Origin of the sequence: Microbacterium azadirachtae, from assembly GCF_025583665.1 — a bacterium.
In the GTDB taxonomy this organism is placed as follows: Bacteria; Actinomycetota; Actinomycetes; order Actinomycetales; family Microbacteriaceae; genus Microbacterium; species Microbacterium azadirachtae.
In genome coordinates this window covers 1,003,531-1,019,731 of record NZ_CP099706.1, presented here as the reverse complement: position 1 = coordinate 1,019,731, position 16,201 = coordinate 1,003,531, and the positions used below count along the sequence as shown (strand labels likewise).

Here is a 16,201-nt window from a genome sequence, read left to right as displayed (position 1 = left end):
CCCTTGTCAGCTCAGTGCGGCGATCGCGTCACGCAGCACGCCGCCCGCGGCGGACAGCGCCGCGGCCGCTGCCTCGGCGGACGCACCGGTGAACAGCATCAGCAGGGCGAGCTTCACGGATCCGCCGGCCTCGCCGAGCGCACGCACGGCGTCGTCCTGCGCCGCGCCGGTGAGCTGGATCAGCGTGCGGACCGAGCGGGCGCGCAGCTTCTCGTTCGTGGCCTGCAGGTCCACCATGACGCCGCGATAGGTCTTGCCGAGGCGGATCATCGACAGCGTGGAGAGCATGTTCACGACGAGCTTCTGCGCGGTGCCGGCTTTGAGGCGGGTGGATCCGGTCACGAACTCGGGCCCGACGACGACCTCGATCGGCACGTCGGCCGCTGCTCCGATCGCGGAGTCCGCGTTCGCCGCGATGGCGACCGTGAAGGCGCCGGCCTCACGGGCGTAGGCGAGGCCGCCCAGCACGTACGGCGTCCGCCCGGAGGCGGAGATCCCGACCACGGTGTCGTCGGCGCCCACTCCGAGCGCGCGCAGCGACTCGGCCGCGGCGCGGTCGTCGTCCTCGGCGTCCTCGACGGCGTTGCGGATGGCGGCCTCCCCGCCGGCGATGAGGCCGACGACCATGTCCGGATCCGTGCCGAAGGTGGGCGGGCACTCCGAGGCGTCGAGCACGCCGACGCGGCCGGCGGTCCCGGCCCCGAGGTAGATGAGACGCCCGCCGCGCCGGAACCGCTCGGTGATGCCGTCCACGGCCTCGGCGATCCGGTCGGCCTGCGCCGCGACGGCGTCGGGCACGCGCTGGTCCTCGGCGTTCATCGCCCGCACGAGGTCGAGCGTAGGCAGCAGGTCGAGGTCGCCGCGCGCGGTGTCCGCCTGCTCCGTGGAGAGCCCGGAGAGCTCCCCGATCAGCGCCGCCAGGCGCGCCTGCTCCGTGGCAGGACTGTCTGCGCCTGCACCGGACTCGTTCTCCTCGGACACGTTCTCAACGGGCACGGTGCACGAACCTTTCATGGAGAGGGGCACGGCCCTCGGCGATCAGGGCGGCGCCGTCGAGCGCGTCGCCGTGGGAAGGGACCGCTTCGAGTCCCCGGCCCTCGAGCGCGGACGAGACCGCGGCGCGGAAGCCGTCGTGCGCGGTGAGGCCGCCGTGCAGAGCGACCGCGGAGGACCCTCCGGCGGCGGCGAGCGCCGTCTCGGCGAGCAGCCGCGCGGCCTCGTCGCGGATGCCGACGGCGGCGGCGTCGCCCTGGTCGGCGGCATCGAGCACCGCGGGGGCGAAGGTGGCCAGCAGCCGCGCGGAGGCCGCCGCGCCGCCCACCCAGGCGATGGGCGACGAGCCGTCGCCGATCAGCAGCGTCAGCACCTCGGACAGCACGGTCGCGGGGCCGAGGCCGTCGCGGGCGCGGAGCACCGCCCGCACGCCTTCGCGTCCGAGCCAGGATCCGCTGCCCAGATCGCCGAGGTCGGGCCCCCAGCCGTCGACGCTGCGGTGGGTGTCCGCGGCGATCCCGAGGCCGACGGCGCCGGTGCCGGCGATGAGCAGCACGCCCGCCTCGCCCCCGAGAGCGCCGGCGTGCGCGGTGACGACGTCGGAGGTCACCGCGACGGCGCACCGAGGTCATCGGCGAGTGCACGCGCCAGGGCGTCGGCCTCGGCGTCGGCGTACATCGCACCGGCGGCGCCGACGCCGATCCGCTCGGCCCGGGCGTCGGCCAGCAGCGGCAGGATCGAGGCGAGCGCGAGCGCCACCCCGTCGCGGGCGGCGAGGCCGGGCGCTCCCCCGCCCTCGCGTCGCAGAGGGGCGCCGTCGATCGCGAGCCGTGCGCGGCACAGCGACTTGCCGAGGTCGATCGCGGCCGTGCCGGAAAAGGTCATGCACCAGAATGTACGGGATCCGAACGATCCGCGAGAAGTCGATCGCTCGCCGGGCCGCGTCTCAGAGTGCGAGCACCATCGCGCCCATCACCGCCAGGGACACCGCCATCGCGACGCCCTCCGCCGCGAGCAGGATCCTGCCGCTCCCCGTTCCCGCCTCGGCGGCGGAGACGGCGCGGCCGCGGCGGACGACGCGCAGCAGGGCAACGTGCCGCCCCGGGGCGTCGACGCCGGAGCCATGACGCACGCGGGCGGCGAGCATCAGCACGAGCAGGCCGACGACGCCCGCGACGGCCACGAGCGCGAAAGGCACGACGACGCCGTGACCGGCGTGGACGCCCGCCGTGCCGCCGCCGGAGCGGACGGCGACCCCGGCACGGAGCGAGGCGCCGAGCAGCGCCAGAGCGCAGACCGCCATCACGACGCAGCCGAGCGCGCGATGGAAGCAGGCGGCGGCGTGCGGGCGGCCGCGCGTGCCCACCACGCCGAGCATGGCCGAGGCGAGCCCCGCCACCGCCACGAGCAGCGCCGCACGCGCATCGTCCTCCGCCGCGGCCAGAGCGACCATGCCTGCCGCCATCACCACCGCGCTCTGACGCGCCTGCCACGGCACGTCGCGCGGCGCCAGGCGGCCCGCGACGAGGCAGCACCCGGCAGCCGTGATCGCGGATCCGATCATCAGCAGCATCGCCGCCGCATGGAGCATGCCGCTCAGCATTATTGATCGCTCGCTCAAAAACAATACCCCCGGGAGGGATCCGTTCGACGCGAGGGGGGCTCGCCCGTCCACGAGGAGGCTCCGCCGTCCGCGAGGATCCCGCCGCGGTTTGCGCCAGGATGGACGCATGCCCCGAGTCGTCGATCACGATGCGCGCCGGCGCGACATCGCCGCGGCGCTGCTCACCGTCGCCGCGCGCGACGGCCACGACGGGGTGAACTCCCGCGCCGTGGCCCGCGAGCTGGGCGTCGCCGTGGGATCGCTCTGGCACTACTTCGACGGCTTCGACGACGTCATCCGCGCCGCCGCCTCCGAGGTCACCCGCCGCACCGAGGATCGGATCCGCACCGCCACCGAGGGACTGCGCGGACTCGCCCGCCTCGACGCGATCATGCGCGAGGTGCTCCCCGTGGATGCGACGACGCGGACCGAGGCGCACGTCGTCGTCGGCTTCTGGGGCCGGCTCGCCTCCCTCGCCCCGACCGCGGACGGGGCCGCCCCCACCCTTCCGCTCTGGCGCACCGAGACCGCCGAAGCCCTGGCCCAGGCCGTCGCCGACGGCGATCTGCGCGCAGACACCCCGATCGAGGACGTGCTCGCACTCCTGCGGGCCATCACCTACGGGCAGCAGGTCGTCGAGGTGGCGGAGCCCGCGGACGCGGCCGCGCACCTGCGCGTGCTCGCGGCGATCCTGGATCCCTGGCGCGCCCGTCGCGGCCGCTGAACCACCCATTGCGCGAGCGCTCCGGCGGCCCTATCATCGATCCAACCCGTTTCTTGAGCAATCGCTCAACTAAACCGCAGAGGTCGACGATGTCCCACCACGCCCCGCAGCCGATCACGCTCGAGACCATCCCGGCGCCGCACCCGCTGGATCCGCTCACCGGGCCCGAGATCGCCGCCGCCCGCGCGATCCTGGTCGCTGCGGGCCTGCTCGGCGACACGGTGCGCGTGCCGATGCTGCTGCCCGACGAGCCGACCAGGGCGGAGCTGGCGTCCTGGGCGCCCGGAGCGCCGATCGACCGCCGCGTGGATGCCACCCTGCTCGACACGGCGACCGGCGTCGCGACCGACGTGGTCGTCTCGATCACGCGCGGCGAGGTGCTGCGCGCCGAGCAGGTGCCGAACGACGCGCCTCCCTACGGCCAGCCGCAGTACCTGTTCGAGGAGTACGAGCGGGCCGAGGCGATCGCGAAGGCCTCCCCCGAGTGGCGCGCCGCGATGGAGCGCCGCGGTCTCGCCGAGCACATCGACCTCGCGTTCTGCTCGCCGCTCGCCCCGGGCTTCACGGGCCGCGCCGACGAGGTCGGCCGCCGGGTGATCCGCTCGCTCACGTTCCTGCGCTACGACGAGCTCGACTCCCCGTGGGCGCATCCGGTCGAGGGCCTGATCGTGCACATCGACCTCACCGATGACAGCGTGATCCGCGTCGAGGACATCGGCGACGTGCCGGTGCCCGCGGGGCACGGCAACTACTACCCGGAGGTGCAGGGCGAGGCGCGCACTTCTCTCAAGCCGATCGAGATCGTGCAGCCCGAGGGTCCGAGCTTCGCCGTCTCCGGATCTCTTGTCGAGTGGGAGAACTGGTCGATGCGGGTGGGCTTCAACGCCCGTGAGGGGCTCGTGCTGCACGATGTGCGCTTCGACGGCCGCCCCGTGCTGAACCGCGCGAGCGTGCCCGAGATGGTCGTGCCGTACGGCGACACCGCCCCGGGTCGCTTCTGGATCAGCTACTTCGACGCCGGCGAGTACCTGCTCGGCAAGAACGCCAACCACCTCGCGCTCGGCTGCGACTGCCTCGGCGTGATCCGCTACCTCGACGGCTACGTCGCCGACGACCGGGGCCACCCCGTGCGCATCCCGAACGTCGTGTGCATGCACGAGGAGGACACCGGGATCCTCTGGAAGCACACGAACCTCGAGGGCCGCAGCGACGTGCGGCGCGCGCGCCGCTTCGTCGTGTCGTACTTCTCCACCATCGGCAACTACGACTACGGGTTCTACTGGAACTTCGGCCTCGACGGCACGATCGAGGTGGTCGCGAAGGCGACCGGCATCGTGTTCGTCGGCGCCGGCGAGCCCGGCGTGCCGCAGCGGCACGCCACGGAGCTCGCGCCCGGGGTGTTCGCCCCGGTGCATCAGCACCTGTTCTGCGCGCGGCTCGACGTCGCGGTGGACGGACCGGACAACCGCCTGGTCGAGGTCGACGCCCAGCGCGTGCCCATGGGCCCGGAGAACCCGTTCGGCAACGCGTTCAGCTGGAGCGAGACCGTGCTGGGCTCCGAGTCGGCGGCGCAGCGCGAGGCCGACAGCTCGGTCGCCCGCGTGTGGGAGGTGCAGAGCGCGTCCCGCACGAACGCCGTGGGCCGCGCCACCGCCTACCAGCTCGTGCCGCAGCCGACCGCCCTGCTCATGGCCGACCCGGCCTCCTCGGTCGCCGCCCGCGCCACGTTCGCCACCAAGCACCTCTGGGCGACCGCGCACCGCGAGGGCGAGCTGTGGCCCGCCGGCCGCTTCCCGAACGCGCACCAGGGCGGATCCGGCCTGCCGGAGTACTCCGCGGCCGATGCGCCGCTGGACGGTCCCGACGGCGCGGATCTCGTGCTCTGGCACACGTTCGGCCTCACCCACTTCCCGCGCCCGGAGGACTGGCCGATCATGCCCGTCGACACGGCAGGCTTCGCGCTGCGCCCGTACGGCTTCCTCGACCAGAACCCCGGGATGGACGTGCCGGAGTCGTCGCAGGCCCACGCGGTCGCCGGCGCCACGGGATCCTGCTGCGGCGGAGGCGAGGCCTGCACCTGCGGGCACTGACGACCCTCGGCCGCCGGCCGTCGTCAGTCCGCCCGGGAGACGAAGCCTCCGGATCCGGCGAGCGCGTCGGCGGTCGTGATGATCGTGTCACGCAGGGCCGCCGCCGCGCGCGTCGGCGCCATGTCTGCGCGGTGGGCGAGGCTCACGGTGCGCGTCAGCCTCGGCGCGGCCAGGGGCACGGCGCGCAGGGCGGGCCGATCGAGCGCGACCATCGCGGGGACGACCGCGACGCCCACGCCGCGCTCCACGAACCGCAGCACGGTGTCCATCTCCGGTCCCTCCACGACCACCTCCGGCACCAGCCCCGCCGCGGCGAAGGCGGCGTCGGTCGCGGCGCGCAGCTCATAGCTGCGCGGGAAGGCGATCAGCGGCAGATCCGCCACCGCGGCGAGCGCGATCTCGCGCCCGTGGCTCACCGGCGACTGCTCCGCCGAGGAGATCACCACCAGGTCCTCCTCCAGGAGCGGGATGCGGCTGAGGCTCACCGGGGAGCCGGCGGCGGCGTCCGAGGACGCCAGCAGCGCCAGATCCAGCACACCCTCGGCGAGCGCGGCGACGAGTCCGCGTGAGCCCCGCTCGGTGAGCTCCAGCTCGATCCCGGGGTGGGCGGTGCGGAACGCGCCGACGACCTCCGGCACGATGCTCGCGCACAGTGAGGGCGGCGCACCGAGGCGCACCCGCCCGCGGCGCAGCCCCGCGATCTCGGCCATCTCGCGGCGCACCGAGGCGGCGTCGGCGAGCATGCGGCGCGCATAGGGCAGCAGCACCTCCCCGGCCGCGGTGAGCGAGATGTGCCCGCGCGCCCGGTGGAACAGCTCCGAGCCGAGCTCCCGCTCCAGCGTCGAGATCTGCCTGCTCAGCGACGGCTGCGCCAGGTGCAGCTCCTCCGCAGCGCGCGTGAAGTTTCCGAGGCGCGCGATCTCGACGAAACCGCGGAGCTGATCGAGGTTCATGGCCATAGCCTAGACGCATTCTCTTCAGCAGCATTATGCATTGGAGTAATGGCCGGCGGATTCCTAACGTGGTTCGCATGACTGAGAACTCATCCCGCGAGCGCCTTGTCTCAACGACCGTGCTCGTGATCGGCACCGGCGGCTCCGGACTGCGCGCGGCCATCGAGGTCGCCGAGCAGGGCGTCGGCGTGCTCGCCGTCGGCAAGCGCCCGCGCCACGACGCGCACACCTCTCTCGCCGCCGGCGGCATCAACGCGGCCCTCGGCACCATGGATCCGCAGGACAGCTGGCAGCAGCACGCCGCCGACACCATCAAGGAGAGCTACTTCCTCGCCGACCCGCGCACGGTGGAGATCGTGACCCGGGGTGCGGAGGAGGGCATCCGCGACCTCGAGCGCTACGGCATGGGCTTCGCCCGCGAGGACGACGGCCGCATCTCGCAGCGCTTCTTCGGCGCGCACACCTTCCGCCGCACCGCGTTCGCGGGCGACTACACCGGGCTCGAGATCCAGCGCGCGCTCGTCGATCGCGCAGAGCAGCTCGAGATCCCGATCCTCGACACCGTCTACATCACGCGCCTGCTGGTCGACGACGTCCCCGCACCCGGGGGCGGCACCGTGCCCCGCATCTTCGGCGCCTACGGCTTCGACCTGGTCTCCGGCGAGCGCTACCTGATCCACGCCGATGCCGTGATCCTGGCCGCCGGCGGTCACAACCGCATCTGGCGGCGCACGTCGTCGCGCCGCGACGAGAACACGGGCGACTCGTTCCGGCTCGCCGTCGAGGCCGGAGGGCGCATCCGCGACCCCGAGCTGGTGCAGTTCCACCCCTCCGGCATCATCGAGCCGGAGAGCGAGGCGGGAACGCTCGTCTCGGAGGCGGCGCGCGGCGAGGGCGGCATCCTCCGCAACGGCCTCGGCGAGCGGTTCATGGGCAAGTACGACCCGGAGCGGATGGAGCTGTCCACGCGCGACCGCGTCGCCCTGGCGGCGTACACGGAGATCGCCGAGGGGCGCGGCACCCCGAACGGCGGCGTGTGGCTGGACGTGTCGCACCTGCCCCGCGAGACGATCATGACCCGGCTCCCGCGCGTCTATCAGACGCTGCTCGAGCTGCAGATGCTCGACATCACGAAGGATCCGATCGAGATCGCGCCCACCGCGCACTACTCGATGGGAGGCGTCTGGGTGCGCCCCGAGGACCACCGCACCGACGTGGACGGCCTGTACGCGATCGGCGAGGCGTCCTCGGGCCTGCACGGCGCGAACCGGCTCGGCGGCAACTCCCTCATCGAGCTGCTCGTGTTCGGCCGCATCACCGGGCGGGCGGCCGTCGCGCACGCCTACGGCCTCGACGCGCAGCGCCGCTCGACCGACGCGGTGCGCCGTGCGCGAGCGGAGATCGACGACCTGCTCGCCGCCGACGGCCCCGAGAACGTGCGCGCCCTGCAGCGGGCGATCCGCGACACCATGACGGCCCACGCCGGGGTCGTCCGAGACGAGCAGGGGCTGCTCGCCGGTCTCGCCGAGCTCGACGCGATCGAGGAGCGGATGACGCGGATCGGGATCCACCCCGACATCGCCGGGTTCCAGGATCTCGCGCACGCGTTCGACCTGCGCTCCTCCGCCCTCGCGGCGCGGGCGACCCTCGAGGCGGCGCTCGAGCGCCGGGAGACGCGCGGCTGCCACAACCGCAGCGACTTCCCGGCGATGGATCCCGCCCTCCAGGTCAACCTGGTCTGGTCTCCGTCCACGGGCGTCGTGCGCGAGGAGATCCCGCCGGTCCCGGCCGAGATCGACGCGCTGATCCGCGAGGTGGACACCGCGGGCAAGCTCGTGGAGTAGCGCACGCGACGGCGTCATCGCGGCCCGGGCGGCCACGGGAGGGAGATCCCACCCGCCGCACGGGCCGCGGTGGTAGAGTGCCTGAACGGATCGTATACAAAGTCGTCGATCCACCCCTGCATCTTCCCGAGGTGATCAGCCGTGGCAGCAGTTCCCGTCGCTCCCGCAGAGTCCGTCTCGACACTCGTCGCGCGCAACGTCAGCGAGTTCCGCTCCGCGGTCTCCGACTCCTTCGTGCCGCTCCAGGTGAGCGGCACCGGAGCGGACCCGTTCCGCGGGCTGATCCGCGGCGCCTCGGTCGACGAGGTGCATGTCAACGACGTCCGCGCGACGCGTCACGTCGTGGAGCGCACGCCCGAGCTCATCGCCCGCGGCGACCGCTCCTACTTCAAGCTGAGCCTGATGCTCGCCGGCACCGGCCTTCTCATCCAGGACGACCGCGAGGCCGTGCTGACCGCGGGCGACCTCGCCGTCTACGACACGGATCGCCCGTACTCGCTCGTCTTCGACGAGGACTTCCGGACGATGGTCGTCATGTTCCCGAAGCACCTGCTGAGCCTGCCGCCGGAGATGGTCGGCCAGCTCACCGCCGTGCGGATCTCCGGCCAGGAGGGCCTGGGCGGCATGGTCGTGCCGTATCTGCGTCAGCTCGCGACGAACCTCGACCAGCTGGCCGGCGCCACCGGCGCCCGGCTCGCGCACAGCGCCCTCGATCTCGTGTCGACCGTGTTCACCCGGGAGCTGGGCCTGGACGAGTCCGCCGCCGACCCGCATCGCGCCCTCATGCAGCGCATCCGCGGCCACATCGATCGCAACCTCGCCTCCACCGACCTGGGACCCGCCTCGATCGCCGCCGCGCACTTCATCTCCACCCGGCACCTGCATGGTCTGTTCCAGGAGCAGGGCACCACCGTGTCGACCTGGATCCGCACGCGCCGCCTCGAGCAGTGCCGCCGCGACCTGCTGGATCCGGTGCTCGCCGACCGCCCGGTCGCCGCGATCGCCGCGCGCTGGGGCTTCGTCGACGCCGCGCACTTCAGCCGCGCGTTCAAGACCGCCTACGGCGTCTCCCCCAGCGAGTACCGCTCGACGCACTGACCCGGCGCGAGACCCCTCAGCCGCGATCGTCCGGCGCGTAACGCAGCTCGAGAACTCCGCTCGGATAGGCGGTGCTCGCACGCAGCCGCAGCCGCAGCGGCCCTTCCCCCTCCGGGAAGAGCGCCGTGCCGGACCCCGCTGCGGCGGGCAGCACCCAGAGCCGGTACTCGTCGACGAGGCCCGCCGCGATGAGCGAGCGCTGGAAGGAGTCGCCCGCGATGGCGAACAGGTCCTTCCCCGCCTGCGCCTTGAGCCGCGCGACCTCGTCGGCGAGGTCTCCTGCGGCGATCGTGGTCGGCCCCCATTCGTCTGCGGAGGCGAGCGTGCGCGAGAAGACGACCTTGGGGATCTCGTTCATCGGCGCCGCCGACGGGTGGTCGACGACCGGCCAGAAGCCCTTCATCGCCTCGTACGACGTCCGCCCCATCAGGAAGGCGCCCGCCTCCCACAGCTGCTGGACGTACGCGCGCTCCTGCTCCGGGTCGTCGATCGACTCCATGACGGCGCGCATGCCGTTGCCCGCATCGACGCTCTTGCCGTCGATCGAGACGTGATAGCTCAGGACCAGATCCCGCCCGTTCTCTGCCATGCCGGATGTCTCCTCCGGTTACTTGTTTTTTGCAAGCACTCCGGGCGGATCCGGTTCTTGCCCGTGCGGGCACGCCGGTTGACTCTCGGCGCGCGATCGCATCCCGGCCGTTGAGCGGTGCGGAGCGCGGGAACAGCATGGACCCACGCCCCGCAGTCCGGCGGGGACAGGGTCGAAGGAGTCCCCCGTGTCCGATGAAGTGACGGTTGCCGATCCCGCCCTCGACGAGTGGCGCACCTACGACGAGTTCGCCGCGGGCATCGACACCTACCGCCTGCCGAACACCGACCTCGCGGGCACCGCGCTCGCGCTGACGCTGGAGGACGGCCAGTCGCTGACGCTGGACTTCGGCCCTTCGACGGGCTCAGGGACCGAGGCTCTGGTGACCTGGTCCGGCCTCGGGGCCTCCGGCACCGACCCGTACGACGCCGTCGCCGTGCGCGACGACGTCGTGTTCGTCAACCTGCCGCTCACCTCGCGCGAGCGCGAGGCGCTCACGATCGTCTACTCGACCACGACGCACCGCGCGGCCGTGATCCGCTCGCGCATCGCGGCCGAGGCCGTCGAGGGCACCCCGCAGGTCGGTCAGGAGTTCTGGGCTGCGACGACCGACGGCGGCACCCCCACCGGGGAGGTCCCCGGACCGAGCCGCGACCTCATCGGCAAGCGCAACGTGTACCGCTACAGCCCGCACCACCTGTACGAGCACGTCTACGTCTCCAGCCAGCGCTACGCGTGGCAGTGCCTCGAAGGCGTGCAGCGCGGGCACGGCGACATGGATCTGTCGACCGTGTGGCGCTTCGCCGACGGCCTGTACCTGTTCTGCTTCCGCGAGTTCCGGATCGCGGTCGCGAGCGTCTGGCTGCACGACCTCGGCTACCAGCTGCGAACGACCGGCATCTTCCTCGGCCTCACCGGCGAGGGGGCGTCGGAGCACTCCCGTGCCGGCGGCCACATCTACCCGCTCGGCTCGGTCTCCTACCCGGACGCCCAGCCCGTTTGACCACCCGCCGGTCCCTGAGGCTCTCGAAGGGACCCAGACCGCCTGACCACCCCGCCGGTCCCTGAGGCTCTCGAAGGGACCCGACCGTCCTACCGCCCGCCGGTCCCTGAGGCTCTCGAAGGGACCCGACCTGAGGAGTCCCGCCATGACGAACGCCGACATCATCCGCGCGCACTACGACGCCAGCGACCGCGGCGACCTCGACGGGATGCTGGCCCCGCTCGCCGCCGACGTGCGCTGGACGGAGGCCGCGGGCTTCCCCTACGCGGGCACCTACGTCGGTCCGGAGGCCGTCGCCGCGAACGTGTTCAGCCGCATCCAGGAGGACTGGGACGACTACACGCTCGCCGTCGACGAGGTCGTCGACGGCGGCGACACGGTCGTCGGCATCGGCACCTACTCCGGCACGCACAAGCGCACCGGACGGTTCTTCGCCGCCCGCGTCGCGCACGTCTGGCGGCTCGAGGGCGGCGAGGTCGTCGCGTTCGAGCAGTTCACCGACACCGAGATGGTGGCCCGCGCCCTGCGCGACTGACCCACGGACCGCCACCGAGACCTGCACCACACCGCGGGATCCGCCCCGCACCCGAGAGAGACAGGAATCACATGAAGAAGCGCATCACCGCCGCAGCAGCGCTGCTCGCCGCGGGCATGCTGGCCCTCGCCGGCTGCTCGGGCGACGGAGGCTCCGGATCCGGATCGGGCGACCCGATCGTCGTCGGATCGGTCAACACGATCAGCGGCGCGGCCACGTTCCCCGAGGCCTCCCAGGCGGCCAAGGCCGTGTTCGACAAGTTCAACGCCGACGGCGGCCTCAACGGCCGCAAGATCGACTACAAGGCGCTGGACGACAAGGGCGACCCGGCGACTGCCACCGCCAACGCCCGCGAGATCGTCGGATCCGACAACGCCGTGGCGATGGTCGGCTCCGCCAGCCTCATCGAGTGCGATCTGAACAAGAAGTACTACGAGCAGGAGGGGATCCTCTCGATCCCCGGCATCGGCGTCGACACCGGATGCTTCGACAGCAAGAGCATCTCGCCCGCCAACGTCGGCCCGTACAACGACATGACCCTCACGCTGCTGTACGGATCCGAGCAGCTCAAGCTCGACAACATCTGCGTGCTGCTCGAGATCGCCGGATCCACCCGCCCGACCTACCAGGCGGCGATCGACCGGTGGACCGCGATCACCGGCAAGAAGCCGCTCTACGTGGACGACACCGTGCCCTACGGCGCGAGCGACTACACGCCCTACATCGTCAAGGCGAAGCAGGCCGGCTGCAAGGCCCTCGCGATCAACCCGGTCGAGCCGGACGCGATCGGCCAGGTCAAGGCCGCCAACGCCCAGGGCTGGAACGACGTCACCTGGCTGTACCTCACCAGCGTCTACAGCGAGAACTTCGCGAAGGCGATCGACAACGCCGGTGCCGGGATCTACGTCCCCGCCGAGTTCTACCCGTTCACCGAGGAGAACGACGTGAACAAGGACTGGCGCGATCTCATGACGAAGAACAAGATCCCGCTCACGTCGTTCAGCCAGGGCGGCTACCTCGCCGCGACGTACTTCATCGAGGCGCTGAAGTCGGTCAAGGGCGACATCACCCGCGAGTCCGTCTCGGCGGCGATCAAGAGCATGCCCGCCGTCGACAACAAGATGATCGGCGACCCGTACAAGTTCGGCACGATCCCGACCGCCGGCTGGCCGATCGAGCTCAAGAGCGGCACGCACGCCTGGGAGAAGGTCGCCGACGACTGGTACCGGATCCCCAAGAAGTAGATCGATCCCCGGGTCGTCGAGCGAGGTCGCCTGCCGCGTCCTCGCTCGACGGCCACCCGAAAGGAAGAAGCACGATGATCGAAGGCGCCCTGGCAGGGCTCGCGGCCGGCGGCCTGTACGCCGTGCTCGGCGTCTGCCTGACCCTCATGGCCCGGCTGGTCCGGGTCGTCAACTTCGCGCAGGCGGCGACCGGCATGTTCGGCGGCTTCTGCGCCGTGTGGCTGGTCACCAAGGCGGGCATGCCGGTGTGGATCGGATCCGTGATCGGCGTGCTGATCGGCGGGCTGCTCGCGGCGGCCATCGGGTGGATCGCGGCGACCTGGCTATCGGAGGCGTCCACGACGACGCGCTCCGCGATGACGGTGGGGCCGCTGCTGCTGCTGATCTCGCTCTCCTTCATCCTGTTCGGCAACAAGCCCCAGCCCTTCACCCCGATCATCGCGGGACCGGCGTTCTCGCTCGGCGGCGTCGTGATCAGCCAGGTCACGGTGTGGACCGTCGGCATGGCGATCGTGGTCGCCGTGGGCGTGCGGATCGTGCTCACCCGCACGCGGGTCGGCACGCAGCTGCGGGCGCTGTCCGAGCGCCCCACGACCGCCGAGCTGCTCGGGATCCGCTCCCGCCCCCTCTCGATCGCGGTGTGGTTCGTGACGGGCATCATCTCGGCGATCGCGATCGTGATCGTCGCCCCCTCGCAGTCCAACGACGCGACCAGCCTGTCGCTGCTGATCATCCCCGCGGCGGCCGCCGCGCTGCTGGGCGGGTTCAAGCGCCTCGACCTCACCGTCATCGGCGGGCTCGTCCTGGGGGTGCTCGGCGGCCTCGTCGCCCAGATCAACGAGATCTCGCTGGTGCGCAACTTCCTCCCGTTCCTTTTCATCGTGGTCCTGCTCCTGTGGACCCAGCGCAAGGAGGTGTGGGATGCCGCACGCTGAGCCGCTCTCGCCCGCCCGCCCGTCCCTCCCGTTCCTGCAGAGGCCCGTGGTGCGCACGGTCTGGCCGTTCGTGGTCGGTGGCCTCGCGATCCTCGTGGGCCTCCTGCTCTCCAACGCCCTGCCCGGCTACTTCGTCTACCTCGCGATCAGCGCCGTCATCGCGGCGATCGCGATCATGGGCCTCGGCGTCGTGACCGGATCCGCCGGCATGATCGCGCTGTGCCAGCTGACCTTCGCCGCCATCGGCGCCTGGGTCGTGGCGCTCATGAACATCTGGCACGCCCCCGGCGGCTTCATCGTCTGGCTCGTGCTCGGCGCGCTCGTCGCGGGCGTGGCCGGGGTGCTCGTGGGCCTGCCCGCGCTGCGCCTGCGCGGGGTGAACCTCGCGGTCGTCACGCTCGGCTTCGCCGCCGCGGCCGACGTCACGCTCGTGCAGATCCAGTTCCCCGGATCCGCCGACGCCATCTCGGTCGACCGGCCGATGCTCTTCGCCAACGACAAGAAGTTCTTCTTCCTCTCGATCATCGTGCTGGTGGTCTGCGCCCTGATCGTGTTCTTCCTGCAGCGCAGCCGCTGGGGCGCGAGCTGGAAGGCCGTCGCCTTCTCCGAGCGCGGCACGGCCGCCGCCGGCCAGAGCGTGCAGGCGGCCAAGCTCACCGCCTTCGCCGTCTCCGCCGCGCTCGGCGGCGTGGCCGGGGGCCTCCTCGCGGGTCAGGTGCAGCTGCCGTTCGCCGCCAGCTTCACCCCGCTGCAGTCGCTCGCGCTGTACGTGCTGGCGATCATGAGCGGCGCGCACCTGATCGACATGGCGGTGTTCGGCGGGATCCTGTGGGTGCTCGTGCCCGAGCTCCTCAAGCGCTGGCACATCCCGCAGGACTGGGGCTTCGTGATCTTCGGCGTGCTGGGCGTGCAGGCGCTGACGAGCGGCACCAGTCTCGGCCAGGGCATCCGCAACCTGATCTGGAAGCGGCAGGACCGCCGGACCGCGAACGCCGAGCTCACGGCGCTGCCGGCGGACGCCGCGGACGACGCCGAGGAGATCCGCACGACCACCACCGCCACGATGGATCCGGCGCTCCTGAGCGGCGAGCCGGTGCTGACGGTCGAGCATCTGACGGTCCAGTTCGGCGCTCTGAAGGCGCTCGACGACGTGTCGTTCTCGGTGGCCGAGGCCTCGATCATGGGCCTCATCGGCCCGAACGGCGCCGGCAAGTCCACGTTCGTGGATGCCATCAGCGGCTTCCTGCCGAAGCACGGCGGGCGGGTGCTGCTCGGCGGTCGCGACCTCGCGGGCCTCTCCCCCACCCGCCGCGCCCGCCTCGGGCTGCGACGCACCTTCCAGCAGGACCGGGTGCCGCCGCTGCTCACCGTGGGCGCCTACGTGCGCTTCGTCGCCCGGCGCCGGCTCTCGGCGGCGGACATCGAGGAGACGCTCGCGTTCTTCGGCTGCCCGCCGGCGCGGTCCCGGCTCTCCAGCGTCGACGTCGGCACCCGGCGTCTGGTCGAGGTGGCCGCCGCCGTGCTGGCCGGGCCGCGGCTGCTGATCCTCGACGAGCCCGCCGCCGGGCTCTCGCACGACGAGCACCTCGCACTGGCCGCACGGCTGCGCGAGCTGCCGCAGCGGTACGGCGTGGCGCTCATCATCATCGAGCACGACCTGGATCTGGTGCGCTCCGTGTGCCCGATGCTCACGGTGCTGAACTTCGGCCGGGTGCTCGCGACGGGTCCGCAGGACGAGGTGCTCGCGAACCCCGACGTCGTCAAGGCCTACATGGGAGAGACGGAGCTGCTGTCATGAGCGAACTGGTGCTGGACGCGGTCGCCGTCAGCCGCGGCGCGGGCCCCGTCATCTCGGGCGTCTCGCTGACCGTGCGCGGCGGCGAGGTGCTCGCCCTGGTGGGCCCCAACGGCGCAGGGAAGACGAGCCTCATCGAGTCGATCTCGGGCGTCGTCGGCCACTCCGCGGGGACGCTGTCGCTCGACGGCGAGCGCATCGACCGGATGTCCCGCGTCGCGAGGGCCCGGCGAGGGATCGTGCACATCGAGCAGGGGCGGGCGGTGTTCCCGTCCCTCACGGTGCGCGAGAACCTGTCGCTGACGGCCCGCACCCCGGCGGAGCTCGAGGCGGCGCTCGCGCCGTTCCCCGAGCTGGAGAAGCGCATCGACTCCCCGACCGCCCTGCTCTCCGGCGGAGAGCAGCAGATGGTGGTGCTCGCCCGGGCGTTCGCGGCGAAGCCGAAGATCCTCCTCATCGACGAGATGTCGCTGGGGCTCGCCCCGGTCGTGTTCATGCGGCTGGTGCCGATCGTGCAGTCGATCGCCGAGTCCGGGGTGGGCGTGCTGCTCGTGGAGCAGTTCACGCAACTCGCGCTGGGCATCGCCCAGGAGGCGGTCGTCGTCGCCGGAGGCCACGTGTCGTTCCAGGGGACGGCGGAGGATCTGCAGGCAGATCCGCAGCTGCTGCACCGCGCGTACCTCGGGGGTTAGGCCCGACTGTCGCGGCCGCTGCGCCAGTGTGTCCCAGGTGGACGTTTTCCATCCTCTGAGCTGCGATTTTCCCCGGGGAATGTCGGTGCCTCCGGGTTGGATG

General features: G+C 72.0%; 16 protein-coding genes. 10 read left to right on the top strand and 6 right to left on the bottom strand.

Annotated features, from left to right (window positions below):
• Positions 1–6: 6 nt before the first annotated feature.
• From murQ to NFX31_RS04760, 4 genes are all read right to left on the bottom strand, one after another.
• On the bottom strand, positions 7–996 hold the full coding sequence (gene murQ, locus NFX31_RS04775; RefSeq protein ID WP_262956904.1) for an N-acetylmuramic acid 6-phosphate etherase: 990 nt from the start codon (positions 994–996) through the stop codon (positions 7–9).
• Positions 986–1,603, bottom strand: a complete 618-nt coding sequence (locus NFX31_RS04770; RefSeq protein ID WP_262956903.1) for a BadF/BadG/BcrA/BcrD ATPase family protein — start codon at positions 1,601–1,603, stop codon at positions 986–988. Before NFX31_RS04770 ends, murQ begins: the two co-directional genes overlap by 11 nt.
• On the bottom strand, positions 1,600–1,878 hold the full coding sequence (locus NFX31_RS04765) for a hypothetical protein (RefSeq protein ID WP_262956902.1): 279 nt from the start codon (positions 1,876–1,878) through the stop codon (positions 1,600–1,602). The genes NFX31_RS04770 and NFX31_RS04765 overlap by 4 nt, the downstream gene beginning before the upstream one ends.
• Before the next feature lie 61 nt (positions 1,879–1,939).
• Positions 1,940–2,584, bottom strand: a complete 645-nt coding sequence (locus NFX31_RS04760) for a hypothetical protein (protein ID WP_262956901.1) — start codon at positions 2,582–2,584, stop codon at positions 1,940–1,942.
• 139 nt (positions 2,585–2,723) lie between these two features.
• On the opposite strand from NFX31_RS04760, the gene NFX31_RS04755 reads away from it, so the two are divergent.
• Both NFX31_RS04755 and NFX31_RS04750 read left to right on the top strand, forming a co-directional pair.
• Complete coding sequence (locus NFX31_RS04755; protein ID WP_045248968.1) at positions 2,724–3,320, top strand: TetR/AcrR family transcriptional regulator; 597 nt, start codon at positions 2,724–2,726, stop codon at positions 3,318–3,320.
• Positions 3,321–3,409: 89 nt separating this feature from the next.
• Complete coding sequence (locus NFX31_RS04750; protein WP_262956900.1) at positions 3,410–5,410, top strand: primary-amine oxidase; 2,001 nt, start codon at positions 3,410–3,412, stop codon at positions 5,408–5,410.
• 23 nt (positions 5,411–5,433) lie between these two features.
• On the opposite strand, the gene NFX31_RS04745 is transcribed toward NFX31_RS04750, so the two are convergent.
• Complete coding sequence (locus NFX31_RS04745; protein ID WP_262956899.1) at positions 5,434–6,363, bottom strand: LysR family transcriptional regulator; 930 nt, start codon at positions 6,361–6,363, stop codon at positions 5,434–5,436.
• 77 nt (positions 6,364–6,440) lie between these two features.
• Between NFX31_RS04745 and NFX31_RS04740 the strand changes: the two genes are divergently transcribed.
• Both NFX31_RS04740 and NFX31_RS04735 read left to right on the top strand, forming a co-directional pair.
• The gene (locus NFX31_RS04740) at positions 6,441–8,207 is read left to right on the top strand and encodes an FAD-binding protein (protein ID WP_262956898.1); all 1,767 of its coding nucleotides are present in this window, start codon (positions 6,441–6,443) and stop codon (positions 8,205–8,207) included.
• A gap of 141 nt (positions 8,208–8,348) precedes the next feature.
• Positions 8,349–9,305: an AraC-like ligand-binding domain-containing protein gene (locus NFX31_RS04735; RefSeq protein WP_045248971.1), complete on the top strand. Its 957-nt coding sequence runs from the start codon at positions 8,349–8,351 to the stop codon at positions 9,303–9,305.
• Positions 9,306–9,321: 16 nt separating this feature from the next.
• On the opposite strand, the gene NFX31_RS04730 is transcribed toward NFX31_RS04735, so the two are convergent.
• Positions 9,322–9,894 carry a dihydrofolate reductase family protein gene (locus tag NFX31_RS04730; protein ID WP_262956897.1) on the bottom strand — a complete coding sequence of 191 codons (573 nt, stop codon included), beginning with the start codon at positions 9,892–9,894 and terminating at the stop codon, positions 9,322–9,324.
• A gap of 187 nt (positions 9,895–10,081) precedes the next feature.
• Here NFX31_RS04730 and NFX31_RS04725 point away from each other — a divergent pair, with 187 nt between their 5' ends.
• The 6 genes from NFX31_RS04725 to NFX31_RS04700 all read left to right on the top strand — a co-directional run bounded on the left by NFX31_RS04725 (position 10,082) and on the right by NFX31_RS04700 (position 16,098).
• Complete coding sequence (locus tag NFX31_RS04725; RefSeq protein ID WP_045248973.1) at positions 10,082–10,897, top strand: MoaF C-terminal domain-containing protein; 816 nt, start codon at positions 10,082–10,084, stop codon at positions 10,895–10,897.
• A gap of 145 nt (positions 10,898–11,042) precedes the next feature.
• Positions 11,043–11,432: a nuclear transport factor 2 family protein gene (locus tag NFX31_RS04720; protein WP_045248974.1), complete on the top strand. Its 390-nt coding sequence runs from the start codon at positions 11,043–11,045 to the stop codon at positions 11,430–11,432.
• 71 nt (positions 11,433–11,503) lie between these two features.
• Complete coding sequence (locus NFX31_RS04715) at positions 11,504–12,676, top strand: ABC transporter substrate-binding protein (protein ID WP_045248975.1); 1,173 nt, start codon at positions 11,504–11,506, stop codon at positions 12,674–12,676.
• Positions 12,677–12,750: 74 nt separating this feature from the next.
• Positions 12,751–13,611 (top strand): branched-chain amino acid ABC transporter permease, encoded by an 861-nt coding sequence (locus NFX31_RS04710; RefSeq protein ID WP_045248976.1) that lies wholly within the window; start codon positions 12,751–12,753, stop codon positions 13,609–13,611.
• The gene (locus tag NFX31_RS04705) at positions 13,598–15,409 is read left to right on the top strand and encodes a branched-chain amino acid ABC transporter ATP-binding protein/permease (protein ID WP_262956896.1); all 1,812 of its coding nucleotides are present in this window, start codon (positions 13,598–13,600) and stop codon (positions 15,407–15,409) included. The genes NFX31_RS04710 and NFX31_RS04705 overlap by 14 nt, the downstream gene beginning before the upstream one ends.
• On the top strand, positions 15,406–16,098 hold the full coding sequence (locus tag NFX31_RS04700; RefSeq protein WP_045249124.1) for an ABC transporter ATP-binding protein: 693 nt from the start codon (positions 15,406–15,408) through the stop codon (positions 16,096–16,098). The genes NFX31_RS04705 and NFX31_RS04700 overlap by 4 nt, the downstream gene beginning before the upstream one ends.
• The last annotated feature ends 103 nt before the right edge of the window (positions 16,099–16,201 follow it).